The 21,738-nt window shown below is 71.9% G+C and carries 23 protein-coding genes and 3 pseudogenes; 12 read left to right on the forward strand and 14 right to left on the reverse strand.

What is annotated here, in order from left to right; all coding sequences use genetic code 11:
* Nucleotides 1-27 precede the first annotated feature (27 nt).
* Both QQK35_RS17025 and QQK35_RS17030 read right to left on the reverse strand, forming a co-directional pair.
* Nucleotides 28-636, reverse strand: a complete 609-nt coding sequence (locus tag QQK35_RS17025; RefSeq protein ID WP_284255207.1) for an aldo/keto reductase — start codon at nt 634-636, stop codon at nt 28-30.
* Complete coding sequence (locus QQK35_RS17030) at nt 621-950, reverse strand: aldo/keto reductase (RefSeq protein ID WP_284255208.1); 330 nt, start codon at nt 948-950, stop codon at nt 621-623. Before QQK35_RS17030 ends, QQK35_RS17025 begins: the two co-directional genes overlap by 16 nt.
* Before the next feature lie 71 nt (nt 951-1,021).
* Between QQK35_RS17030 and QQK35_RS17035 the strand changes: the two genes are divergently transcribed.
* Together QQK35_RS17035 and QQK35_RS17040 are read left to right on the forward strand one after the other, a co-directional pair.
* Nucleotides 1,022-1,564: a TetR/AcrR family transcriptional regulator gene (locus QQK35_RS17035; protein WP_284255210.1), complete on the forward strand. Its 543-nt coding sequence runs from the start codon at nt 1,022-1,024 to the stop codon at nt 1,562-1,564.
* Nucleotides 1,565-1,614: 50 nt separating this feature from the next.
* Nucleotides 1,615-2,379, forward strand: a complete 765-nt coding sequence (locus QQK35_RS17040; RefSeq protein ID WP_284255211.1) for a DarT ssDNA thymidine ADP-ribosyltransferase family protein — start codon at nt 1,615-1,617, stop codon at nt 2,377-2,379.
* Nucleotides 2,380-2,394: 15 nt separating this feature from the next.
* On the opposite strand, the gene QQK35_RS17045 is transcribed toward QQK35_RS17040, so the two are convergent.
* The 3 genes from QQK35_RS17045 to QQK35_RS17055 form a co-directional block, all read right to left on the reverse strand.
* Nucleotides 2,395-2,622 (reverse strand): hypothetical protein, encoded by a 228-nt coding sequence (locus tag QQK35_RS17045; protein ID WP_284255212.1) that lies wholly within the window; start codon nt 2,620-2,622, stop codon nt 2,395-2,397.
* 40 nt (nt 2,623-2,662) lie between these two features.
* Nucleotides 2,663-2,887 (reverse strand): hypothetical protein, encoded by a 225-nt coding sequence (locus QQK35_RS17050; protein ID WP_284255213.1) that lies wholly within the window; start codon nt 2,885-2,887, stop codon nt 2,663-2,665.
* Nucleotides 2,888-3,226: 339 nt separating this feature from the next.
* Complete coding sequence (locus QQK35_RS17055) at nt 3,227-3,409, reverse strand: hypothetical protein (RefSeq protein ID WP_284255214.1); 183 nt, start codon at nt 3,407-3,409, stop codon at nt 3,227-3,229.
* A 122-nt stretch (nt 3,410-3,531) separates the two neighbouring features.
* On the opposite strand from QQK35_RS17055, the pseudogene QQK35_RS17060 reads away from it, so the two are divergent.
* Together QQK35_RS17060 and QQK35_RS20010 are read left to right on the forward strand one after the other, a co-directional pair.
* Nucleotides 3,532-4,637: pseudogene (locus QQK35_RS17060) on the forward strand (AMP-binding protein); the annotation flags it as partial.
* A gap of 45 nt (nt 4,638-4,682) precedes the next feature.
* Entirely contained in the window at nt 4,683-5,105 is a 423-nt protein-coding gene (locus tag QQK35_RS20010; protein ID WP_348535022.1) for an AMP-binding enzyme, read from the forward strand.
* A 12-nt stretch (nt 5,106-5,117) separates the two neighbouring features.
* Here the strand turns inward: QQK35_RS20010 and QQK35_RS17065 are convergent, their stop codons facing one another.
* The 4 genes from QQK35_RS17065 to QQK35_RS17080 form a co-directional block, all read right to left on the reverse strand.
* Complete coding sequence (locus tag QQK35_RS17065; RefSeq protein WP_284255748.1) at nt 5,118-5,801, reverse strand: histidine phosphatase family protein; 684 nt, start codon at nt 5,799-5,801, stop codon at nt 5,118-5,120.
* A gap of 45 nt (nt 5,802-5,846) precedes the next feature.
* Nucleotides 5,847-6,101 carry a hypothetical protein gene (locus tag QQK35_RS17070; RefSeq protein ID WP_284255215.1) on the reverse strand — a complete coding sequence of 85 codons (255 nt, stop codon included), beginning with the start codon at nt 6,099-6,101 and terminating at the stop codon, nt 5,847-5,849.
* A gap of 52 nt (nt 6,102-6,153) precedes the next feature.
* Entirely contained in the window at nt 6,154-7,053 is a 900-nt protein-coding gene (locus tag QQK35_RS17075) for a DUF2510 domain-containing protein (RefSeq protein ID WP_284255217.1), read from the reverse strand.
* Nucleotides 7,054-7,132: 79 nt separating this feature from the next.
* Nucleotides 7,133-8,338, reverse strand: coding sequence for a DUF2510 domain-containing protein (locus tag QQK35_RS17080; protein ID WP_284255218.1), 1,206 nt, complete (start codon nt 8,336-8,338; stop codon nt 7,133-7,135).
* A gap of 139 nt (nt 8,339-8,477) precedes the next feature.
* Between QQK35_RS17080 and QQK35_RS17085 the strand changes: the two genes are divergently transcribed.
* Nucleotides 8,478-10,985 (forward strand): DEAD/DEAH box helicase, encoded by a 2,508-nt coding sequence (locus tag QQK35_RS17085; RefSeq protein ID WP_284255219.1) that lies wholly within the window; start codon nt 8,478-8,480, stop codon nt 10,983-10,985.
* Between the two features lie 136 nt (nt 10,986-11,121).
* Here QQK35_RS17085 and QQK35_RS17090 read toward each other — a convergent pair whose 3' ends face one another.
* Nucleotides 11,122-11,409, reverse strand: coding sequence for a hypothetical protein (locus QQK35_RS17090; protein WP_284255220.1), 288 nt, complete (start codon nt 11,407-11,409; stop codon nt 11,122-11,124).
* Nucleotides 11,410-11,565: 156 nt separating this feature from the next.
* Between QQK35_RS17090 and QQK35_RS17095 the strand changes: the two are divergent.
* The 4 genes and pseudogenes from QQK35_RS17095 to QQK35_RS17110 all read left to right on the forward strand — a co-directional run bounded on the left by QQK35_RS17095 (nt 11,566) and on the right by QQK35_RS17110 (nt 15,629).
* Nucleotides 11,566-12,715: pseudogene (locus QQK35_RS17095) on the forward strand (inorganic phosphate transporter).
* Complete coding sequence (locus QQK35_RS17100; RefSeq protein ID WP_284255221.1) at nt 12,712-12,924, forward strand: hypothetical protein; 213 nt, start codon at nt 12,712-12,714, stop codon at nt 12,922-12,924. Before QQK35_RS17095 ends, QQK35_RS17100 begins: the two are co-directional and overlap by 4 nt.
* A gap of 69 nt (nt 12,925-12,993) precedes the next feature.
* Complete coding sequence (locus QQK35_RS17105) at nt 12,994-14,469, forward strand: aspartate ammonia-lyase (protein ID WP_284255222.1); 1,476 nt, start codon at nt 12,994-12,996, stop codon at nt 14,467-14,469.
* A gap of 2 nt (nt 14,470-14,471) precedes the next feature.
* Nucleotides 14,472-15,629: a hypothetical protein gene (locus QQK35_RS17110; protein WP_284255223.1), complete on the forward strand. Its 1,158-nt coding sequence runs from the start codon at nt 14,472-14,474 to the stop codon at nt 15,627-15,629.
* Here the strand turns inward: QQK35_RS17110 and ligD (QQK35_RS20635) are convergent.
* Both ligD (QQK35_RS20635) and ligD (QQK35_RS20640) read right to left on the reverse strand, forming a co-directional pair.
* Complete coding sequence (ligD, locus tag QQK35_RS20635; protein ID WP_431311850.1) at nt 15,605-16,798, reverse strand: non-homologous end-joining DNA ligase; 1,194 nt, start codon at nt 16,796-16,798, stop codon at nt 15,605-15,607. The two genes, QQK35_RS17110 and ligD (QQK35_RS20635), sit on opposite strands and share 25 nt — an antisense overlap.
* 33 nt (nt 16,799-16,831) lie before the next feature.
* Nucleotides 16,832-18,096 (reverse strand): annotated as a pseudogene (gene ligD / locus QQK35_RS20640) (non-homologous end-joining DNA ligase); the annotation flags it as partial.
* Nucleotides 18,097-18,154: 58 nt separating this feature from the next.
* On the opposite strand from ligD (QQK35_RS20640), the gene ku reads away from it, so the two are divergent.
* Nucleotides 18,155-18,982: a non-homologous end joining protein Ku gene (ku, locus tag QQK35_RS17120; RefSeq protein ID WP_284255224.1), complete on the forward strand. Its 828-nt coding sequence runs from the start codon at nt 18,155-18,157 to the stop codon at nt 18,980-18,982.
* Nucleotides 18,983-19,055: 73 nt separating this feature from the next.
* Here the strand turns inward: ku and QQK35_RS17125 are convergent, their stop codons facing one another.
* Nucleotides 19,056-19,325 (reverse strand): DUF7218 family protein, encoded by a 270-nt coding sequence (locus tag QQK35_RS17125; protein WP_284255225.1) that lies wholly within the window; start codon nt 19,323-19,325, stop codon nt 19,056-19,058.
* Between the two features lie 98 nt (nt 19,326-19,423).
* Between QQK35_RS17125 and QQK35_RS17130 the strand changes: the two genes are divergently transcribed.
* Together QQK35_RS17130 and QQK35_RS17135 are read left to right on the forward strand one after the other, a co-directional pair.
* Complete coding sequence (locus QQK35_RS17130) at nt 19,424-19,765, forward strand: DUF7882 family protein (protein WP_284255226.1); 342 nt, start codon at nt 19,424-19,426, stop codon at nt 19,763-19,765.
* 17 nt (nt 19,766-19,782) lie between these two features.
* Complete coding sequence (locus QQK35_RS17135; protein WP_284255227.1) at nt 19,783-20,646, forward strand: alpha/beta fold hydrolase; 864 nt, start codon at nt 19,783-19,785, stop codon at nt 20,644-20,646.
* Here QQK35_RS17135 and QQK35_RS17140 read toward each other — a convergent pair.
* Nucleotides 20,631-21,449 (reverse strand): glycosyltransferase family 2 protein, encoded by an 819-nt coding sequence (locus QQK35_RS17140; RefSeq protein WP_284255228.1) that lies wholly within the window; start codon nt 21,447-21,449, stop codon nt 20,631-20,633. The genes QQK35_RS17135 and QQK35_RS17140 overlap by 16 nt on opposite strands.
* Nucleotides 21,450-21,738 lie beyond the last annotated feature (289 nt).

The following is a 21,738-nucleotide window of genomic DNA, read 5'->3' on the forward strand; positions in this document are numbered from 1 at the left end:
CGCGCCGGCTTGTCGTGCTGGTCTGAGTCAGGGCCGCCGCGCCCGGCCGGGCGCCGGGACGGCGTCGAGCCGATCCAGGATGTCGGCCGGCAGGTCGAGCGAGGCGGCGGCGAGGTTCTCGGCGGCGTGCGCGGCGCTGCGGGTGCCGGGGATGAGCAGCACGTTCTCGCGATGCTGGAGCAGCCACGCGAGCGCCACCTGCGCCGGCGTCGTGCCGAGCCGCTCGGCTGCCGACGTCACCTCCGGCAGCGATGTCACCGTCATCAGGCGACCGAAGTCCGGGATGTCGGCGCGTGCGCTCCAGGCGCTGCCGAGGGGGAAGAACGGCACCCATGCCACGCCGTTCGCGGCCGCGAGCTCGAGCTCGGGTTCGCGGGTGCGGTCGGCGAGGTTGTACGCGTTCTGCACCGCGCCGATCCCGACCGGCAGCGCACGGCGCAGCTGCTCGAGCGTCACCGCGGAGAGCCCGATGGCGTCGAGCTTGCCCTCGTCGCGCAGCGCGGCGAGCTCGGCCAGCTGGTCGTCGAGCTGCACCACCTGGTCGCCCTCGCCGACGATGCCGGGTCGGCGGTCGGTGCGCCGGAGGTAGACCAGGCCGAGGCGTTCGATGCCGAGGGTGCTCAGGTTGTCCTCCACCTGCTCGCGCAGCTCGGTCGGCCGCTGCGCGGCCCGCAGCGCTCCTCCCCGCCGACGGCGCCGACCTTGGTCGCCAGCACGAGGTCGTCGCCGTAGGGGTGAAGCGCCTCCCGGATGAGGTCGTTGACCCCGTCGTAGAACTGGGCGGTGTCGAGGTGCCGCACGCCCATGGCGATCAACTGCCGCAGCAGGTCGCGCCCTGCCCGCCGGTCGGGCTGCTGCCCCGCGGTGAGTTGCATCGCGCCGTATCCGACGCGGCCGACGTCGCGGCCGGCGAGCGGGAACGTGGGGGAGATGGCGGGGGAAGCGGACATCCGGGTCTCCTTCTGGTAAAACGGAATCCATTCCTCTTCGACGGTAGCACTTAACCGGAAGGACTTCCGTATTGGCCGATCGCGCCGACGCCGTGCGCAACCGCGCCCGCCTCGTCGAGGCGGCGAAGCGGGTGTTCGCCGACCCAGCGCGCCCGCACGGCCCGGAGGCCGTCGCGCGGGAGGCGGGGGTGGGCGTCGGCACCCTCTACCGGCACTTCCCGACGGCCGAGGACCTCGCGGCCGCGGTGTACGAGGACGACCTGGCGCGCGTCGCCGACGCCGCCGCGGAGCTGGCCGCTCACCTCGCCCCGCCGGACGCGCTGCGGGCCTGGATGGACCGCTTCGCCGAGCGCATGGCCGGCAAGCGCGCGATGATCGACGCCCTGCGCTCCGTGCTGCATGGCGAGGGCCGGGTCGAGCAGACCCGGGAGCGGCTCGCGGCGGGCGTGCGCATCATCCTGGACCGCGGGGCGGCCGACGGGTCGCTGCTTCCCGACGTGGATGCCGACGACATCGTCACGGCACTCGTCGGGATCACGGTCGCCTCACCCGCCGACCCCGCCCGTGCCGCGCGCCTCATGGACCTCCTGGTGCGGGGTGTGCGCGCCGGCTGATCGCGCCGCGCGCCGGCCGGCTCCCCGAACCTGACGTAGCGTGGATGCCGATGGCCGAGTGCATCCATGGTTTCGACGAGGGTCTCTGCGACATCTGCTACCCCCGCAGCGCTCCGGCATCCGCTCCGCGGACGGCGGCGACGCGCGCGCCGCGGGCGACGCGTGCCCCCGCCGCGAGCCGCACCGCCGGGGCTCCGCGGGTGGCGACGGCGCCGCCCGTGCTGCTGAGCGCGCAGCGGATCTACCACGTCACCCACATCCGCAATCTCGAGATGATCGCGATCGACGGCGCGCTGCGGGTCGACGCGGAGCCGGAGGTCGACGTCAGCAGCGCCCTCGCGCGGGAGATGCGTGAGAGCGCCCCGCTCGCCGGCGGGGGCGTGGTCGCCGACCGTGTGCCGTTCTATCTGAGCCCCGACGCGGAGCGCTGGCGCGAGCTGCGCGACGGAGCGGCCGGCGCGCACTGGTCGGATGCCGCCCGCGCCACCCGCCCGACGGACTTCGTCGTGCTCGTCGCCGACGCGCGTGCGGCCGGCGACGACGTCGTGCTCGCCGACGGCGACGCCGCGGCACCCGCCACCCGGTTCGCGTTCGGCATGGAGGCCGGCACCCAGCAGCTGCGCCGCATGCGCGCGCTCGACGCGGGCTACGCGACGGGCGAGCTGCTCGCGCCGAACCCGTTCCCCTTCTCCGGGGTCGCGCTCATCGGCGTGCCGCACGAGCCGATGCGGGATCGCGTGCGCGACATCCTGCGCGAGGTCGGCGGGCACGTGCCCAAGGTCGCGGTCTACCCGCCCTGGTTCCAGCGCGACTGAGCGGGCGCCCGCGGCTCAGCGGCCGGGGTCGCCGTCCTGCGGCGGTTCCTCGCCGCTCGTGTCGTCGGGCAGGTCGGAGCCGCGCACGGCGTCCATGTCGGGATCGTTCAGGAACTGCCGGGCGGTCTCGCTCAAGGTGTTGAGGGCGTCTGGCGTCTCCTGATCGAGGCGCTTCTCCTCGGCCTCGGCGGCGTCGTTCTCGCGGCGCTGGGCGTCGTGCGGTTCGGGCGTGGTGTCGGTCATCGCTGCTCCTTCGGCTCGCGGTCGTGTCGGGTGGTCGTCGTCACTCGTCGTCGTCGTTCTCGCCCTGGTGCTCGTCGGGCTCGGGCAGGTCGTCGTCCTCCTGCACGGGACCGGCGTCGCCGGGATCCACGTCGAGCGCCGGCCGGTCGTCGATATCGCTGGGCTCCGCACCCGGCAGGGCCGACTGCTCGACGCTGTCGATGCTGCGCTTCGCGTCGTCGAACTGCGACGCGGCGAGGTCGGCGTCGCTCTGGGTATCGGACATCGGGAGACCTCCTTCGGGTGAACGAGCCGGTCGGGTGAACGCGCCCGTCAGTTGAACGAGCCGGGGATGAACTGCTCCGTCGGCGGGTTGGGGTCGGTGTCGTCGAAGGGCGCGCCGTCCTTCGCGGGGAAGGTCGGCTCGTCCGGTGTCGGGTCGGGGCCGGCCGGGGAGAGTCCGGCTCGACGGGGTCGATCGGGCCCGGCGGGTTGATCGACGGGCCGTCGGGCTGCGGGGCGCCGGGGTCGGGCCCCGGGACACCGGGGTCGGGCGGCGAGCCGGGCGTCGGCGGGAAGTCCGGATCGATGGCGTCCGGCTCGATGCTCTCGGGGTAGTCCGACATCACGGCGCCTCCGCCCCGGCGCCGTCGTCCGGCTTCTCGTCGTCGACCTCGGGGCCGCCGACGATCGCGCCGGTGCCGAGGTCGTCGCCCGACTGCAGGTCGGGCCCGACGTCCTCGGTCATGTCGTCGTGTTCGCGGTGGAAGTCGATGTCGTGGGTGCGCGGGTGCGGAATGTCGCTCATGGTGGTCCCTTCCGTGTCCTCCACCGTCGCCCCGGCGGCGCGGCGCGACAACCCCGGACGGGACCATTGCGCCAATGCCCAGGGTGGCGGGAGGCTGGCGGCACCCGATCGAAGGAGATCGCATGACGTTCCGCAGCCCCTTTCCCGACGAGACGATCCCCGACCAATCCGTCTTCGACTTCCTGTTCGGCGACCTGAGCGACGCCGATGCCCGGCGCGTCGCCCTCGTCGACGGACCGTCGGGGGCCGAGACCACCTACGGTGCACTGAAGCGCCAGATCGAGCTGTTGGCGGGTGCGCTCGCCGCCCGCGGGATCGCGCCGGGGGAGGTCGTGGCGCTGCACGCACCCAACGTGCCGGCGTTCGCGACCGTGTTCCACGGCATCCTGCGCGCCGGAGCCGCCGCGACGACGGTCAACGCGCTGTACACGGCGCAGGAGATGCAGCGCCAGCTCGAGGCGTCGCACGCGAAGCTCGTGTTCACCGTGGGCCCGCTCGCCGAGACCGCGACGGCCGCCGCCGCCGGAGCCGGGCTTCGGCCCGAGTCGGTCATCGTGCTCGACGGGTCACCCGGCCTCGCCGACCTGCTGCGGGAGGGCCACGCCGCGCCCGACGTGACGATCGACCCGGCCACCCGCGTGGCGGCGATCCCGTACTCGTCGGGCACGACCGGCTTCCCCAAGGGGTGCAGCTGAGCCATCGCAACCTGGTCGCGAACGTCGTGCAGTGCACGCCGGAGCTGCTCGACATCCGGCCCGACGACCGGGTGCTCGCATTCCTCCCGTTCTTCCACATCTACGGCATGACCGTGCTGCTGAACATCGCGCTGAAGCGCCGCGCGGCGCTCGTCACGATGCCGCGGTTCGACCTGCAGCAGTTCCTGCAGCTCATCCAGGACCAGAAGATCACCTTCGTGTTCATCGCCCCGCCGGTCGCCGTCGCGCTCGCCAAGCACCCGATCGTCGACCAGTTCGATCTGTCGAGCCTGCGCGGCATGATGTCGGGCGCCGCGCCCTTCGACGAGGCCCTCGGCAATGCGGTCGCGACGCGGCTCGGCATCACGATGCAGCAGGGGTACGGGATGAGCGAGCTCAGCCCCGTCTCGCACGTGATCCCCGCGGGGCAGGTCGGCACGATGTCGGTGGGGTCGGTCGGCGTGCTGATCCCCAACCAGGAGGGCCGGATCATCGACGTCGACTCCGGCGAGGAGATCGAGGCCTCGCCCGACGGTCCGAGCCGCAGCGGCGAGCTCTGGCTGCGCGGGCCGAACGTCATGCTCGGCTACCTCGACGACCCGGAGTCGACGGCCCGCACCGTCGACGCCGACGGCTACCTGCATACCGGCGACATCGCCCTCATCAACCCGGACGGCAGCTTCCAGATCGTCGACCGGCTGAAGGAGCTCATCAAGTACAAGGGCTACCAGGTGCCGCCGGCCGAGCTCGAGGCGCTGCTGCTGACGCATCCCGACATCGACGATGCCGCGGTGGTAGCCGCGGCGGACGAGGAGTCGGGGGAGATCCCGAAGGCGTTCGTCGTGCGGCGCGAGGGCGCGGAGCTGGACGAGGACCGTGTGATGGCGTTCGTCGCCGAGCACGTCGCGCCGCACAAGAAGGTGCGGGCGGTCGCGTTCATCGACGCGGTGCCCAAGTCGTCGTCGGGCAAGATCCTGCGGAAGGACCTGAAGGGGAGATAGCGCGGGTCGGCGCTACTCGATCCGCTCGGCCTCGTCGAGGGGCTCGCCCGTGACGTCGTCGGCCCGCGGGTCCTGCAGCTCGAGGCCGCCCACGGGCTGACCGCCCCAGCTCTCCACGTTCCAGCCGGCGTCGGGATCGCCCTCGAGCACGACCGCGGCCGTGTTGTCGAGCGCGGTGAACGCGGCGTACTCCGGCGGCAGGTTCTGGGCGCGCGCGGCGCACCAGACGCGGATCGCGGCGGCATGGCTGAACGCGACGGCGGTCCGCCGGCGGTGGGTGCTCGCGATCATGGCGATGCTCTCGTCGAACCTCGCGAAGAAGGCGTTGCCGTCGCCCGCCCCCGGCATCCGAGGCGCCAGATCGCCGAGCCCCCACGCCCAGGCGGTCTCCATGTAGCGCTTCACCGACTCGCGATCGGTGTGCTGCTCGAGCTCGCCGGCCTCGATCTCGTGGATGCCGGGCAGCACCCTCGCGGGCGGCAGGTCGAGCGCTCGGGTGAGCGGCAGCGACGTCAGCCGGGTGCGGGTCAGGATCGAGGCGTAGACCCCGTCGACCGCCTCGTTCTGCAGGGCGGTGGGCACCGCCGCGGCCTGCTCGAGCCCGAGGGCGGTCAGCCCGGGCCCGGGCGCGGCCGTGTCGAGCGAGCCGATGACGTTCGACGGTGTCTGGCCGTGGCGGATGAGGAGCAGTCGCATCACGCCCAGCCTCGCACCTGCCGGCGACGTGCGCGGAATCCGCGCCTACTCGAGCTCGGTCCCGTCGCCGACGCGTCCGTAGCGCACGAGCTCCTCGGGGCGGGCCGGCGAGCGCTCGACCTGCGGATGCGAGTGCATCGCCTCCATGTCGACGGTGACGTTCGTGTCGTCGGAGATCCGGGCGCCCGGGTCGACGAGGTGCTCCCGGCGGCCGTGGCCCGTGCTGCCGCCGTTCGGGATGCCCGCGGGGTAGTCGATCGCCTCGCGATCGCGCGCGGAGGCGCGGTGTCGTCCAACCATCCCGTCAGGGTACGGGCGCGGCCCGGACGACGCATTCCCGTTCAGCGGTCTCTCAGGACGCTCCGTGGGCGATCGAAGGGGCGATGCTGAAGGTGCCGTCGGGCGAGTCGATGCTGACCCAGACCTGGGTCGGGTGACCGTCGTTCGTCACCGCGTCGCAGGTGAAGAGCGTGCCGGGGGCGAGCGACCCCAGCACCGGCGGGCAGCTCACCGAGCTCAGCCGGCCGGAGTCGACCAGTTGCGTCTGGGCGGCGTGCTGCACGCGCACCGGCACGGTGACGACCGTCGACGCGCCCGAGACCCAGAACAGCAGCGGGGCGGCGACCGCGGCCACGGCGGTGACGGCGAAGAGCACCAGCGGCCCGGTGCCGGGCACCCGGAGCCGGCGGGCGATGAGGTAGCCGAGCGGCGTGAGCAGCGCCCACAGCGCGCTCGGCGGGGTGAAGCGGCGGGCCGCGAGCTGGCGGCTGTCGGAGACCGCCCAGAGCAGTCCCAGGAGGTAAGGCAGCGCCGCCGCGAGCGCGACCCACGGGCTCGGGGCCACATACGCGAACACGTACAGGCCGGCGATCACGATCACGAACGTGATGACCGGCAGGAGTGCGATCAGCCAGGCCACCCCGGTCGCGCTGCGGCCGGCATCCGGCGCCTGCCGTCCGCCCTCGGCGGCGATCGCCTCGCGGCGGGTGAGCGGGGGCGGGGTCTGGGCCGTCGGCGCGACCTCGGCCGCCGACACGGGTTCCGCCGCCGACACGGGTTCGGCCGCCGACACCGGCTCGGCCACGACGGCGGGCGCGACCGCCGCGGTCGACCCCGACGCTGACGGATCGAGCCCCGGCTTCGGATTCGTGTGCTCGGTCCAGGCGACGCCGTTCCACCAGCGCACCAGCGCGGCGTCCGCGGGATCCTCGTACCACCCGGCGGGCGTCACGCGGATCGCCTGATCGGTCATCCGCCGTCCCTTCCCCTCGGTGCGCTGTGAGTCTACGGATCCGCGCGCGTGGCGCCGCCGTCCCCGTTCGGGGTGTCGGTCAGCTGGTGAAGACGCCCCAGTCGTCGACCCGCCAGTCGATCCAGCCGTTCTGACGCTGCAGGCTCACCGTCACCTGGAAGCGCTGCCCCGAGCCCCCGGACTTCTGCGCGTCGCACACCATCGTCTGCTGCACGAGCAGCGGCGGCACCGTCGGGCAGTCCACCCGCACGTCGGCCCCGATGACCGACGCGTCGCCCTCGACCGCCAGCTCGGCCTGCTGCGAGAACGTCGTGGGCGCGAGCTGCATCACGAGCCCGGGCACCGCGAGCACGCCGCCGATCAGGAATCCGCCGAGCACGAGGAACGTCAGCAGCGGGCCGAAGCCGGTGCCGGTCTCGCGCACCGTGCGCATCAGGCGGGCGACGAGGTAGACGAGCACCCCGGGCAGCGCCCACGCCCAGCTCGCCGGCGCCTGCAGACCCTGGCGGCGCAGGAGCGCGTAGTCGAGGATCGCGAGCACCAGCCCGGCGACCCAGGTCACCCCGAACATCGCGGCGAGGGCGACGATCGACTGGTCGGTGCTGCCCCCGGCGAGCAGCAGCACGAGGCCGACCATGAGCATGTACAGCGGCAGCAGCGTCATGATCCACACGGCCGCGGTGCCGAGCCGGACGTCGGACTCGGCCCGGTGGGCGCTGCGCGCTCGCAGCGGGGCGGCATCCGGTTCCGGAGCGCTCTCCGGCACGAACGCCGCCGCCGACGCGCCCGCATGCGCGAACGCGGAACGCGGCGACGCCGGCTCGCCGAGCAGATCGTCGAATCGGCTGCCGAGGTCGTAGGAGACCCCGGAGGGCGCCTCCTGGGCGAGGCCCGTGGCGGCGAGCCGCGCGGCGGGCGAGGGCTCGCTGACCGACATCTGACCGCGCTCGGCCGCCTCCAGCTCGAGCGACGGGTCGCCGAACGCGAGCCCGTCGCGCGGCAGGCGGTCGTCGGGCTCGTCGGCGAGCCGCTCGCGCTCGCGGCGCGCGCGCCGGCTGAGTTGGACGGTCCGCTCGTCGGCCGCCTCGTCGGGCTCGTCCGCCGGATCGGCGTAGGGCAGCGACGTCGCGGTGGCCGTCGGGGCCGCGGTCTCGGGCACGACCATCGGCTGCCGGGCGTCGGAGACGTGCTCGGTCCAGGCGTGGTTGTCCCACCAGCGCAGCTGGGGCAGCCCGAGAGGATCGGGATACCAGCCCGCGGGCACGCGGACGTCGTCGTCGGCCACGAACGCCTCCTCGTTGCTCGACACGCGACACGCCGAGACTCGGCGTCCTCACGGATTCTACGGGGACGGCGCGACGTAAGATACCCGTTCTGTCCGCCCCCTTTCACGGGCTGAGGCGCGAGCACGAGAGACTTCTCGGATGCTGATCGACGTGCTGCCGGACCCGTGGGATCCGGATGCCTTCGTCGGCGCGTTCGACGACTGGGCCCGCGAGCAGGGCCTGCCGCTGTACCCCGCGCAGGAGGAGGCGGTGCTCGAGCTCGTGCTCGACCGGCATCTGGTGCTCTCGACGCCCACCGGCACCGGCAAGTCGCTCGTGGCGGTCGCGGCGCACGCGGCGGCGCTCGCCCAGGGTCGGCGATCCTGGTACACGGCGCCGATCAAGGCGCTCGTCAGCGAGAAGTTCTTCCAGCTCGTCGACATCTTCGGCCCGGCCAACGTCGGCATGATCACGGGCGACTCGTCGGTCAACCCCGAGGCGCCCATCCTGTGCTGCACGGCCGAGATCCTCGCCAACCGTGCCCTGCGGCACGGCGAGGAGGGGCACGTCGACGAGGTCGTCGTCATGGACGAGTTCCACTTCTACGCCGACCCGGATCGCGGCTGGGCCTGGCAGGTGCCGCTGCTGCAGCTGAACCGCGCGCGGTTCGTGCTCATGTCGGCCACCCTCGGCGACGTCACGGCGATTGCGGACGACCTCGAGCGCCGCACCGGCCTCGAGGTGGCGCAGGTGACCGGGGTCGAGCGGCCGGTGCCGCTGCGCTACCGCTACGTGATCACGCCCATCCACGAGACCATCGACGAGCTGCTGCGCGACGGGCTCGCGCCGGTGTACGTCGTGCACTTCTCGCAGGCCGCCGCCGTCGAGCGGGCGCAGGCGCTGCTCTCCGCGAAGGTCGCCACGCGCGAGCAGCGCGACCGGATCGCCGACGAGATCGCCGGATTCCGGTTCGCCCCCGGCTTCGGCAACGTGCTGTCGCGGCTCATCCGGGCCGGCATCGGCGTGCACCACGCCGGCATGCTCCCCAAGTACCGCCGGCTCGTCGAGCAGCTCGCGCAGCGCGGCCTGCTGCGTGTGATCTGCGGCACCGACACGCTCGGCGTCGGCATCAACGTGCCGATCCGCACCGTGCTGCTGACCGGGCTCACCAAGTTCGACGGCACCCGGATGCGGCAGCTCACCGCCCGCGAGTTCCATCAGGTGGCGGGGCGGGCGGGTCGCGCCGGCTTCGACACCGAGGGCGAGGTCGTGGCCGAGGCGCCGGAGCACGAGATCGAGAACGCCATCGCGGCCGCGAAGGCGGAGGCCCGCAACAAGAAGCAGGGGCCGAAGAAGCGCGCCCCCGAGGGTTTCGTCTCGTGGGGGCCGGCGTCGTTCGAGCGGCTCATCGCGGCCGTGCCGGAGACGCTCGCCCCGTCGATGCGCATGACGGCGGCGATGATGATCAACGTCATCGGCCGTCGGCACGGCGACCCGTTCACCGACGTGCGCGCCCTCGTGTTCGACAACCACGAACCGGTGCCGCGCCGGCGCGAGCTCGCCCGCCGCGCGATCCAGCTGTATCGCACGCTGCGCACCGCCGGTGTCGTGCAGCAGCAGGGCGGCGGATTCGACGGCACGGCCGTCATCTCGCTCGCGGTCGACCTGCCCGAGGACTTCGCCCTCAATCAGCCGCTCTCGCCGTTCGCGCTCGCCGCGTTCGAGCTGCTCGACCCGGCGTCGTCCGAGTACCCGCTCGACATGATCTCCGTGCTCGAGGCGACCCTCGACGATCCGCGGCCGGTGCTCGCCCAGCAGCAGTTCCGGGCGCGCGGCGAGGCCGTGGCCGCGATGAAGGCCGAGGGCATCGAGTACGACCAGCGCATGGAGCTGCTCGAGGACGTGACCTGGCCGAAGCCGCTCGCCGACCTCCTGGAGCAGACGTTCGAGACGTTCGCCGCGAGTCAGCCCTGGGTACACGACTTCGAGCTCTCGCCCAAGTCGGTCGTGCGCGACCTGTGGGAGAAGGCGTTCACCTTCCCCGAGTTCGTCGCCTACTACCAGCTCGGGCGCAGCGAGGGGCTCGTGCTGCGCTACCTCTCCGACGCGTACCGCGCGGCGCGGCAGACGATCCCGGAGGATGCCCGCACCCCCGAGCTGCAGGACCTGATCGACTGGCTCGGCGAGCTCGTGCGGCAGACCGACTCGTCGCTGCTGGAGGAGTGGGAGGCGCTGAGCAACCCGCTGGGCGAGCCTGCCGCCCCGTCGCGCGGCGCCTCCGACGTGGCTGGTCTCGACGGGTTCAACCCCAGGGCGTTCGCCATCTTGGTGCGCAACGAGCTGTGGCGCCGGGTGCGCCTCGCGGCGCTGCAGCGCGACGACGAGCTCGTCGCGCTCGACCCTGACGCCGGATGGCCCGAGGCGCTCGACGGCTACTACGCCGAGCACGACGACCTGCGCACCGACGCCGACGCGCGGAGCGCGCGGATGGTGCAGGTCGACGAGCACCCCGAGGGCGAGCCCGGAACCTGGCGGGTGCGGCAGGTGCTCGCCGACCCGGCGGGCGATCACGACTGGGGGATCACGGCATCCGTCGACCTGGAGGCCTCCGCCGATCAGGGCGTGCCGGTCCTCCGGGTGCTCGAGGTCGGCCGGCTCGGCGGCTGAGCCGGCAGGTGCCGCGCCAGGTCGGCGCGACGATGCCGCGGTGCGTCGAGGGGAGCCGGCACGGCCACGGCGTACGGATCGTGCTCGCAGCCGACGCCTGCGCAGTGCGCGCCGCCGGGGGTCCCGGTGACGATCGTCACAGCTCCTCCTCGACCACCCGGGGCAGCAGCCGGACGCGCGGGAGCGGCTCGTCCGGCTCGGGATGGCGCAGCATCCCGATCAGCCAGCCGGCCGCGAACAGGGTCGAGATCAGCAGAGAGAGCACGCCGAGGGCCGCGTAGCCGACCGCGGTCGACGGCACCTGATGCTCGCTGCAGATCCGTCGCACGCCGAGGCATCCATTGGCGCTGTCGATCGTGATGTCCACGGCGGTGAAGCAGATCGCCGCCAACACGATCGCACCCAGCGCGATGATTCCCAGCACCCGATATGAGTGCATGTCATACCCCCGCGCTCACGCTACGGGCCGGTGGTGACGAGGCGACATTCCCCCGTGCTGGGGGCGCTCGTCCACGGGCCGGGCCGCGGAACGACGGGAGGCATTCCGACGAGGGCCGCGGGGCGCTTAGACTCGCGCGCAGTGGACGTCACCCTCACCGTCGTGCTGGTCATCGCGCTGGCGCTCTTCTTCGATTTCACCAACGGATTCCACGACACGGCCAACGCCATGGCGACCCCCATCGCGACGGGGGCGCTCGCCCAAGGTCGCCGTGGCGATCGCCGCGGTGCTCAACCTGGTCGGGGCGTTCCTCAGCACCACCGTGGCGCAGACCATCTCGGGAGGGCTGATCCGCGAGGGGCACGGCGGGGTGCAGATCACGCCGGTGTTCATCCTCGCGGGGCTCATCGGCGCGATCCTGTGGAACCTCGTGACCTGGTTGCTCGGCTTGCCCTCGTCGTCCAGCCACGCCCTGTTCGGCGGGCTCATCGGCGCCGCGATCGTCGGAGCCGGGTTCGGCGCCGTCGACGGCGGCGTGCTCATCACGAAGGTGCTGATCCCGGCGGTGCTCGCACCGTTCACGGCGGGACTCGTGTCGTACATCGCCACCAAGATCGCGTTCGGGGTCACCCGCAAGCGCGAGCGCGACGGATTCAAGGTCGGCCAGATCTTCACGTCGTCGCTCGTGTCGCTCGCCCACGGCACGAACGACGCCCAGAAGACGATGGGCGTCATCACGCTCGCGCTCATCGCCGGCGGGTTCCAGCCGGTCGGCAGCGGCCCGGAGCTGTGGGTCATCTGCGCCTGCGCGGTCGCGATCGCCGCGGGCACCTACAGCGGCGGCTGGCGGATCATCAAGACGCTCGGCCGCGACATCACCGACATCGAGCCCGCGCAGGGGTTCGCCGCGGAGGCCGCGACGACGGCGACGATCCTCGCCTCCACGCACCTCGGTTTCGCCCTCTCCACGACGCAGGTCGCGTCGGGCTCCGTGATCGGCACCGGGATCGGCCGCAAGGGAGCCTCGGTGCGCTGGCGCACGGCGGGCCGGATCGCGCTGGGCTGGGTCGTGACCATCCCGGTCGCCGGCGTGATCGGCGCGCTCGCCGCCTTCCTGGCCGGGCTCGGACCGATCGGCGTCGCGATCGACGTGGTCGTCGGCGGGGCCATCGTGCTCGTGATCTTCCTGCTCGCGCGCCGCAACCGCATCCACGCGGCCCAGTTCTCGGCACCCGACCCCGGCGTCTTCGTCAAGCCCAAGCGCCGCAAGAAGAAGGCGGCCGCCGCGTGAGCATCAACTGGCTCGCCTTCGTCACCGTCGTGGTCGCGGCGCTCGTGACAGCCGCGGCGCTCATGACGCTGTTCTCCGTGGGCCTGCGCCTGAACGACGGCAAGGAGCGCTGGCGCCGGCCGTTGGCGGTGCTCATGTTCGTGCTCTGCGGTGTGCTCGTGCTCGGGGGCATCTGGCTCGTCGTGCCCGTCCTGCATCCCGGACTCTGATCCACCGCATCCGCAACGTTCATCCGCTCTGCGGCGCCGCGGCACGGCGCGACGTGGTGAAGTAGGGGCATGGTGACCACCACCGGACCCGACGAAGCGTCCGACCTGCTGAACGGCGACGGCCCCACAAGGACCGAGACCGACTCCCTCGGCTCCATGGAGATCCCCGCCGGGGTCTACTGGGGCATCCACACCGCGCGCGCGCTCGTGAACTTCCCGATCACGCGACGCTCCATCAGCAACTATCCCGACCTCGTGCGGGGGTTGGCCCTGGTCAAGCAGGCGGCCGTGCGCGCGAACCGCGACCTGGGCGTGCTCGAGGCGGCGAAGGCCGACGTGATCGACGCCGTGTGCGAGCGGATCGTCGCGGGGGAGCTGCACGACCAGTTCGTCGTCGGCGCCATCCAGGGCGGCGCGGGCACCAGCACCAACATGAACACGAACGAGGTCATCGCCAACGCGGGGCTCGAGGCGATGGGGCTGCCGTTCGGCACGTACTCGGCGCTGCATCCGATCGACGACGTCAACCGCAGCCAGTCGACCAACGACGTGTACCCGACGGCCATCAAGCTCGCGATGGTGCTCGGACTGCAGCGGCTGCTCGAGGAGCACGCGCTGCTGACGACGAGCTTCGCGCGCAAGGGCGCCGAGTTCGCCGCCGTGCTCAAGGTCGGCCGAACCCAGCTGCAGGACGCCGTGCCGATGACGCTCGGCCAGGAGTTCAGCGGGTTCTCGCACACGCTGCAGGAGGACTTCGACCGGCTGTCGGAGGTGATCCCGTGGCTCAACGAGATCAACCTCGGTGCCACCGCGATCGGCACCGGCATCACCGCCGACCCGCGCTACGCCGAGGCCGTGCGGCGTCACCTCGAGGACCTCAGCGGCATCCCGCAGGAGACCGCGCCCGACCTGATCGAGGCCACGAGCGACGCGGGCATCTTCATGACCCTGAGCGGCACGCTCAAGCGCGCCGCCGTCAAGCTCAGCAAGATCTGCAACGACCTGCGACTGCTCTCCTCCGGCCCGCAGGCCGGTCTCGGCGAGATCTCGCTGCCGGCGCGGCAGGCGGGGTCGAGCATCATGCCGGGCAAGGTGAATCCGGTGATCCCGGAGGTCGTGAACCAGGTCGCCTTCAGCGTCATCGGGGCGGATGCGACCGTCACCGCCGCCGCGGAGGCCGGCCAGCTGCAGTTGAACGCGTTCGAGCCGGTCATCGCGCACAGCATCCTGCAGTCGCTGTCGTGGATGACGAACGCGTGCCGCACACTGCGCGTCAACTGCATCGACGGCATCACCGCCAACACGGCGCGGCTAGCGCGCGAGGTCGAGACGAGCGTGGGCGTCGTCACGGCCCTCACGCCCTACATCGGCTACGCCGCCGCCGCGTCGCTCGCGCACACCGCCCTGACGACGAACGCCTCGATCGCCGACCTCGTCGTCGACTCCGGTCTCATGTCGCAGGAGCAGGTGCGCAAGGTGCTCTCGCCCGAGCGGCTGAGCGGGCTCGAGGCGATGACCGGGGTCATCCATCTGCCCACGCCCTGACCATGCTCCCGATCGCCGCGGTGCTCCTGTTCGCGCTCGCGGCGCTCTCGGCGGGCGCCGGGCCGGCGCTTCCCGATACACCGACGGCGGCCGGCGCGACGGTGCGACTGTGGGTCAACAACTGGGGCGAGGCGGTCTCGCTGACCGACCCCAACCGACCCGGGTACGCGCAGATCGGTCCCGAGCAGCCGTCGACCACGATCAATGCGCTCATCGACCTGCGCAGCAACGCGCCGGAGCCATTCACGGCGACCCTCGTCGATGCGCAGGCCGTCGGCGGGCAGCAGCCCGCGGCCTGCGTCGCGGAGACCACGCCCGACCCGATCAACTGCATCTTCCGCCTGGCGGTCGGCAGCGGCGTCAACGCGCTGACGCTCACGGTCGACCGGCCCGGTGAGCGCCCGTACGTCGAGCAGGGGTGGATCACCGGGGGCGTGTTCCGCTTCAGCACCGGACTGGAGGCTCGGGATGCCGCCGGCAGCTGGCAGCGGATCCCCGACGGGGGTCGGTTCCGGCTCCCGGCCACCACGCTCAGCAGCGTCCGTTACGTCATGCGCAACGTCGGGGACCTGCCGGTGCAGGTGCACGGATCATGCCGCGACGGGATCGTCGAGCCGGGGGACTCGATCGCCTGCTCCATCACCGGACCCCGGCCGGTCGCATCGCTCGCCGCCGAATACCGGCGGGCGCTCATGCTGCGTGCGCCGGGCGTCTCGACCGGATGGATCCAGCTGCGCGGTTCGGTCGTCGCCACCGGCGCGGCCTTCCGTCTGACCGATCCGCACGCGGTGGTCGGGCAACGCACGGTCATCGCCGCGCAGGGCCTCACGGATCGCGACCTGCGCGGGCTCGTCGTGCGCGTCGGATCGCGGCCGGTGGGCCTCGACACCGCCTCCACGCCGCAGCGACTCGTCTTCGCCATGCCGCTCGTGAGGTCCGGGCCCGCGACCCTCACGATCCTGGAGGCCGGTATCGCGATCGCCCGGCTTCCGCTCACCGTGAGCGCGCATCCGGCGGCACCGATCGGACCCGCCTTCCCGGTTGCCCTCGTCGTGCTGGTGGCGCTCGGCGGGGCCGTGCTCGCCGTGCTGCTCTGGCGCGGGACGAGCGTCGCCCTGCGGTCGCGGAGCCGGCATCAGGCGAACTCGCGCACCACCTGATCCGGATCCTTGTCGGTGCGCCACCCGCGCCAGCTCGGCTGCCGCAGCCGGCCGTCGGTGGTGAGTTCGGCGTACTCCACCTCGCCGACGAGGCTCGGCGTGACCCAGTGCACGTCGCGCGCGTCGGCGGCGGGCACGCCCTCGAGCGGGCTGGTCTTGCGCTCGATCCGATCCAGGCGCGCCCGCAGCTGCTGCAGCTCGCGGTCGGCGAAGCCCGTGCCGACCCGGCCGACGTACCGGAACGTGTCGCCGTCCTTGACGCCGAGCAGCAGCGAGCCGACCGTGCTCGCGCGGGCGCCGTTGCCGGGGCGCCAGCCGCCGATGACGACCTCCTGGGTCTTGTGGTGCTTGAGCTTGATCCAGTCGCGGCTGCGTTTGCCGACCCGGTACGGGCTGTCCAGGCGCTTGGCCATGATGCCCTCGAGGCCGAGCTTGGCGCTCGTTGCGAGGGCCTTCTTCAGGTCGGTGCCGGCATCCGGGGGCACGACGATCGGACCGGTGTCGTGCACCTCCCGCTCCAGGCGCGCCCGGCGCTCGGCGTATGGCTGCTTCGGGTCGTCGAGCACGTCGAAGACGAAGTACTTCACCGGCGTGCGCCCGCGAGCGCGCTCGACGTCGCCCGGTTTGCTGAGTCCCATGCGCTGCTGGAGCAGGCCGAAGCTCGGCCGTCCCTTCGCGTCGAGCGCGACGATCTCGCCGTCGAGCGTCGCGGCGCCGTGCACGGCCTCGCGCAGCGTCTCGGCGAGCTCCGGGTAGCTGCCGGTCACGTCGAGGCCGTTGCGGGTGCGCAGCGTCACCTCGTCGCCCTGGATCGTGGCGACCGCCCGGATGCCGTCCCACTTCATCTCGTACGTCCAGTCGCGCCCGCCCTGGAACTCCTGCGCCGAGCCGAGGGTCGCGAGCATGGGCGCGATGGTGTTCGCACTCGAGCGGCCGCCGATGACCGTCTTGCCGCGCGTGAGTCCCTTGCGGCCGGACGGCACGGAGCGGTGGCCGTGCCACTTCTCCCCGGTGCGCACGTTCTCGGGGCCGCCCTCGGCATCCCAGTCGACCGGATCCTGGTCCTTCATGAGGTGCAGCATCCAGTTCTTGGCGTCGTCGCCGGTGCTGGTCTGGATGAGCGCGAGCCGGTGCGAGCCGTGCTTCTCGCCGTGGATGGTGAGGATCACCTCGCCCTGCTCTGCCTTCTGGCCCTGGCCCTTGCCATCGCCCTCGGTGCCGTCGCGCCACTTCTCGAGGCTGTACCGGCCGCGGTCCCAGATCGCGACCTCGCCCGCGCCGTATTCCCCTTTCGGAATGCTTCCTCGAAGGTGCCGTAGTCGAAGGGGTGGTCCTCGACGTGCACCGCGAGGTGGTTCTGCTTCGGGTCGGTCGGCACGCCCTTCGGCACCGCCCAGCTCACGAGCACGCCGTCGCGCTCCAGGCGGAAGTCGTAGTGGAGTCGGCTGGCGTGATGCTCCTGGATGACGAAGTGCGGGTTCGCGGGGTCCGGCTTCCAGCTCGGGTCGCTGCCGGGCACGTCGCCGAACGGCTCCGGCGTGACGCTCCTGTTGCGCATCGAGCGGTACTGCCCGAGCGACTCGTCGAGGCTGCCCACCGATAAGTCGGCGAGCGGGTCGCCGCGTTTCTTCAGCCGCTCGAGCACTTCGTGGAACTCGAGATGCCGCAGTTCCGGGCGGCTCAGCTCCGCCCACGTGCGCGGCGCCGCGACGGTCGGATGCGCCCGCCCGCGCAGCGAATACGGCACGATCGTGGTCTTAGACCCGTTGTTCTGGCTCCAGTCGAGCAGCACCTTGCCGCCGCGCACGGCCTTCTTCATGTCGCTCACGACGAGGTCGGGGTGGTCGGCCTCCAGCGCCCGCGCGAGCTCCTTCGCGACCGCGCTCACCTGGTCGCTGGACTGCAATCCGTCGAGGGCGGCATAGAGGTGGATGCCCTTGCTGCCGCTCGTGACCGGCATCGGATCCAGCCCCATGCCCTTCAGGATGCCGCGCACGAGCTTCGCGACCTCGACGCACTCGGGCAGGCCCGCGCCCTCGCCGGGGTCGAGGTCGAGCACCATGCGATCCGGGTTCTTGCGGGCGCCGTTGCGGCCGAACCGCCACTGCGGCACGTGGATCTCGAGCGCTGCCTGCTGCGCGATCCACACCAGGGTGGCGAGGTCGTTGACGATCGGGTACTCGTTGACGTGGTCCTTGTGCTGGATGCTGCGCACCTTCACCCAGTCGGGTGCGCCATCCGGCATGTTCTTCTCGAAGAACATCGGACCGTCGACGCCGCTCACCCAGCGCTTGCGGGTCGCGGGCCGGTCGGCCGCGTGCGGGATGAGGTACTCGGCGACGCGCGAGTAGTAGTCGATGACCTCGCCCTTGGTCGTGCCCGTCTCGGGGTACATGACCTTGTCGAGGTTGGTCAGGCGCAGACGGTGCCCGCCGACCGAGACGAACTGTTCGGAGTCCTTCGCCATGAGTTGACGCTAACCACAGGGGTGTACACCGTCCACATCGCCGGGGAGAATGCTCAGCATGAGGTCGATCTGGAAGGGCTCGCTGAGCTTCGGGCTCGTGAACGTGCCGGTGAAGCTGTATTCCGCGATCGAAGACCACGACGTGCCGTTGCACCAGGTGCACGACAAGGACGGCGGCCGCATCCGGTACAAGCGCGTGTGCGAGATCGACGGCGAGACGGTCGACTACGAGCACATCGCCAAGGCGTACGTCGACGGCGACGACACGGTGATCCTGACCGACGACGACCTGAAGTCGCTGCCCGCCGAGCGGTCGAAGGACATCGACGTCGTCGAGTTCGTGCCCACCGATCAGATCGACCCGATCATGTTCGAGAAGAGCTACTACCTCGCGCCCGACTCGAAGTCGAACAAGGCGTACGTGCTGCTCATGCGCACCCTCGAGGACACCGACCGCACCGCGATCGTGCAGTTCGCGCTGCGCCAGCGCACGCGGCTCGCGGCGCTCCGGGTGCGGGATGGCGTGCTCACCATGCAGACGCTGCTCTGGGACGACGAGGTGCGCGAGGCGCGATTCCCCGAGCTCGACGAGACCCCGCGGATCACCGACGCCGAGATGAAGATGTCGCGCCAGCTCGTCGACAGCTTCGCGAGCGACTTCCAGCCCGAGAAGTTCACCGACGACTACCAGGAGCAGCTGCGCACCCTCGTGGAGGCGAAGCTCGAGCAGGGCGACACGATCGACACCGAGGCGACCTTCGGGCGCGAGACCGAGGGCGGCGGCGAGGTGCTCGACCTCATGGAGGCGCTTCGCCGCTCCGTCGACGAGAAGCGCGCCAAGCCGGCCCTGAAGAAGAAGCCGGCCGCGAAGAAGAAGTCCGCCTAGGCGCCGAATCGCGAGTGACCAAAATGGGCGGGTGCGAACAGTTCGCGCCCGCCCATTTTGGTCACTCGCGAACTCAGTCGCCGTCGCGGAGGAGGGAGATGAGCTCCTTCTTGGGCTTGCCGGAGTAGCCGTGGCGGCCGAGCTCCTTGGCGCGCTTGCGCAGCTCCGGCACGGTCCAGTCGTCGTACGACCCTGACTCGCCGCCGCGGCGCCCCACGGCCTTCTTGCCGTCGCGGGCGGCGGCGTTGGAGATGCGCGCGGCCTTCTCCTTGCTGTTGCCCTCCTTGCGGAGTTCCTCATACATGTCGGGCTTCTTGAGCGCCCGGTTGCGTTGTCCTGGCATGCTCCCGGCCTACTCCGGGATGCCCGAGCCGGGCCGCACCTCCAGTCAATGCCCAGCGCCTCGGCCGCCGCGCGCGGGGCGCCCAGTACAGTCATCGCGTGGGCAGGATCCTCTACGGCGGCCACGGCACGCCGATCGAGCTGGACGATCGCGCCATGGCCCACCTGCAGGCGGTCATCGCGAATAAGCTGCGCCGTGGCGAAGGGTTCTTCCTCAACTGGAAAGGCGGCTCCGACGACGCCCACAGCGCCGCCTGGATCGCTCCCGACATCCCGCTGTTCTTCGAGTACGACGGCGGCCGCAACCTCGAACTGAACCGGCACTGGCTCGAGGTGATGACCATGGGGGCGAACAGCAACGGGGGCCTTCAACTGGGCGCCGAGCCGACCCCCACGACGCCCACACCGACGGTGAGCGATGGTCACGGAGCGCCTGCCTGACTCGCTAGCCTGAGCGGGTGGATGACGCGGCGCGACTCGACGCCGCCCTGCCCGACATCGACTGGTCGGTGCTCCCACCCGGCGCCATCGCCTCGCGTTTCGTCGCGCCCAGCGGCGAGATCGCGATGATCTCGCTCGGCGACCCGAGCCATCCGCGGATCCTCATGGCGCCGGGGGTCACGGGGTCGAAAGAGGACTTCATCCTCATCATGCCGGCGCTCGCCGAGGCCGGCTTCCATGTGCAGGCCGTCGACATCGCCGGCCAGTACGAGTCGGGCAGCGCGGGCCCGCCGCCCGGTGCGCGGTACACCTACACGTTGTTCGTGGACGACATGGTCGCCCTCCTCGAGGCCGGCCCGACCCCGGCGCACCTTCTCGGCTACTCCTTCGCCGGCACGGTGGCGCAGCTCGTCGCCGTCCGCCGACCCGACCTGGTGCGCTCACTCACGCTGCTCGCGACGCCGCCCGACCCGGGCAACGGCTTCGCCCGCATGAAGCGGGTCGGGTGGCTGGCCCGCGTCGCCGGCGCACGGGTGGGCGCCTTCTTCATGGTCAACGGCGTCAAGCTGAACGCCACCAAGGTCGACCCCGGCAGGCACGCGTTCGTGCGCTCCCGGTTCGCGCTCACCTCGCGGCGCAGCGTCGACGACATCATCGACCTGATGATGCACGCGCCCGATGTGGAGGCCGAGCTGCGGGAGCTCCCGATCCCCAAGCTCGTCGTGGTCGGCATCCACGACCTGTGGCCGGTGGAGCGCTCGCAGGCCCTCGCCGAACGCATCGGCGCACGATTCGCGGGCTACGACACGGGGCATTCGCCGAGCGAGACCGCGCCCCACCAGCTCACGCGCGACCTGCTCGAGCTCTACGCGATGGCGTGACCCTCGCCGGGCTCGGCGTCGTCGCCGGCCCAGCCGTCGACCGCCCAGTCCGGTGCGGCCCCCGCGGAGATGGGGCCCCAGGTGCCCTCCTCGTGCCAGCGCCGCCAGAGCGCCTTGCGGCGCCACGGCGAGCCGTGTCCGCGCAGGGTCGGGATGACCCAGCGCAGCCGCCGGGCGAGCCCCCGCACGGTGGCGAACGGACGCGCGGAGATCTCGGCCGTCCAGCTCGGGTCGTGGCGCACCGTCATCCACGGCTTCACGTGCAGGCTGAGGTCGAGGTCGTCGTGGATGCCGAGGCCGTAGCGGTGCACCTCGTCACCCAACTGCGTCCAGACCTGGCGGCGCATCGCGAAGTTCGATCCGAAGACCGGCGGATGCCCGAGGTAGATGCTCATCGACCAGTACATGCCGCCGACCCACCAGGCGCGTCCGAGGCGGCGGGTGACCGCTCCGGCGCCGTAGAACGTGGCGTGACCCGTCAGCAGGTCGACCTGCGCGTCGTCGAAGTCGGTGAGGGCATGCTCGAGCCAGGTCGGCGGGACGACCGTGTCGGCGTCGATGCGCGCGATGATGTCGCCCCGGGCGGCGTCGTACCCGACGGCGGACGCGCGCGGGATGCCGGCGATCGGCTCGGTGACGATGCGGGCGCCGGCGGCGGCGGCGATCGCCGCGGAGTCGTCGGTCGACCCGTTGTCGACGACCACGATCTCGTCCGCGCGACGGGTCTGCGCGGCGAGCGCGTCGAGCGCACGGCGGAGCATCGGGCCGTCGTTGCGGACCGGGATGACGACGGACACGAACATGAGCGACGACAGCCTACGCGCACGTCGAGCAGTGCTCGGGATGCCGTCGGGTCAGGCCCCGTCGCGTCACGCATGCGCCGCCGCTGGGACCCGGACGCCGCGGTCGCGCCGCCGGGACGCTGCCGGCGCGCCGCCGAGACGCCGCGGTAGCGCCGCCGGCGCGCCACCGGGACGCCGCCGGTCAAAACTTCAGGAGCCCGTCGCCTGTCCCGACGGATCACGCGACGACGCGCCGCCGAACTCCTGAACTTTTGACGGGGGGCGGGGGAGGGGGAGGGGGCGGGGGAGG

Source organism: Pseudolysinimonas kribbensis (assembly GCF_030161895.1).
GTDB classification, from domain to species: domain Bacteria; phylum Actinomycetota; class Actinomycetes; order Actinomycetales; family Microbacteriaceae; genus Pseudolysinimonas; species Pseudolysinimonas kribbensis.

Bases quoted from the DNA above. Each gene is read 5' to 3' on its own strand.
- QQK35_RS17030 (WP_284255208.1), bottom strand. From the start codon at position 950: ATGTCCGCTTCCCCCGCCATCTCCCCCACGTTCCCGCTCGCCGGCCGC.
- QQK35_RS17040 (WP_284255211.1), top strand. From the start codon at position 1,615: ATGGCCGAGTGCATCCATGGTTTCGACGAGGGTCTCTGCGACATCTGC.
- QQK35_RS17045 (WP_284255212.1), bottom strand. From the start codon at position 2,622: ATGACCGACACCACGCCCGAACCGCACGACGCCCAGCGCCGCGAGAAC.
- QQK35_RS17050 (WP_284255213.1), bottom strand. From the start codon at position 2,887: ATGTCCGATACCCAGAGCGACGCCGACCTCGCCGCGTCGCAGTTCGAC.
- QQK35_RS17055 (WP_284255214.1), bottom strand. From the start codon at position 3,409: ATGAGCGACATTCCGCACCCGCGCACCCACGACATCGACTTCCACCGC.
- QQK35_RS20010 (WP_348535022.1), top strand. From the start codon at position 4,683: ATGCTCGGCTACCTCGACGACCCGGAGTCGACGGCCCGCACCGTCGAC.
- QQK35_RS17065 (WP_284255748.1), bottom strand. From the start codon at position 5,801: ATGCGACTGCTCCTCATCCGCCACGGCCAGACACCGTCGAACGTCATC.
- QQK35_RS17070 (WP_284255215.1), bottom strand. From the start codon at position 6,101: ATGGTTGGACGACACCGCGCCTCCGCGCGCGATCGCGAGGCGATCGAC.
- QQK35_RS17075 (WP_284255217.1), bottom strand. From the start codon at position 7,053: ATGACCGATCAGGCGATCCGCGTGACGCCCGCCGGGTGGTACGAGGAT.
- QQK35_RS17085 (WP_284255219.1), top strand. From the start codon at position 8,478: ATGCTGATCGACGTGCTGCCGGACCCGTGGGATCCGGATGCCTTCGTC.
- QQK35_RS17105 (WP_284255222.1), top strand. From the start codon at position 12,994: ATGGTGACCACCACCGGACCCGACGAAGCGTCCGACCTGCTGAACGGC.
- QQK35_RS17110 (WP_284255223.1), top strand. From the start codon at position 14,472: ATGCTCCCGATCGCCGCGGTGCTCCTGTTCGCGCTCGCGGCGCTCTCG.
- ku (WP_284255224.1), top strand. From the start codon at position 18,155: ATGAGGTCGATCTGGAAGGGCTCGCTGAGCTTCGGGCTCGTGAACGTG.
- QQK35_RS17125 (WP_284255225.1), bottom strand. From the start codon at position 19,325: ATGCCAGGACAACGCAACCGGGCGCTCAAGAAGCCCGACATGTATGAG.
- QQK35_RS17140 (WP_284255228.1), bottom strand. From the start codon at position 21,449: ATGTTCGTGTCCGTCGTCATCCCGGTCCGCAACGACGGCCCGATGCTC.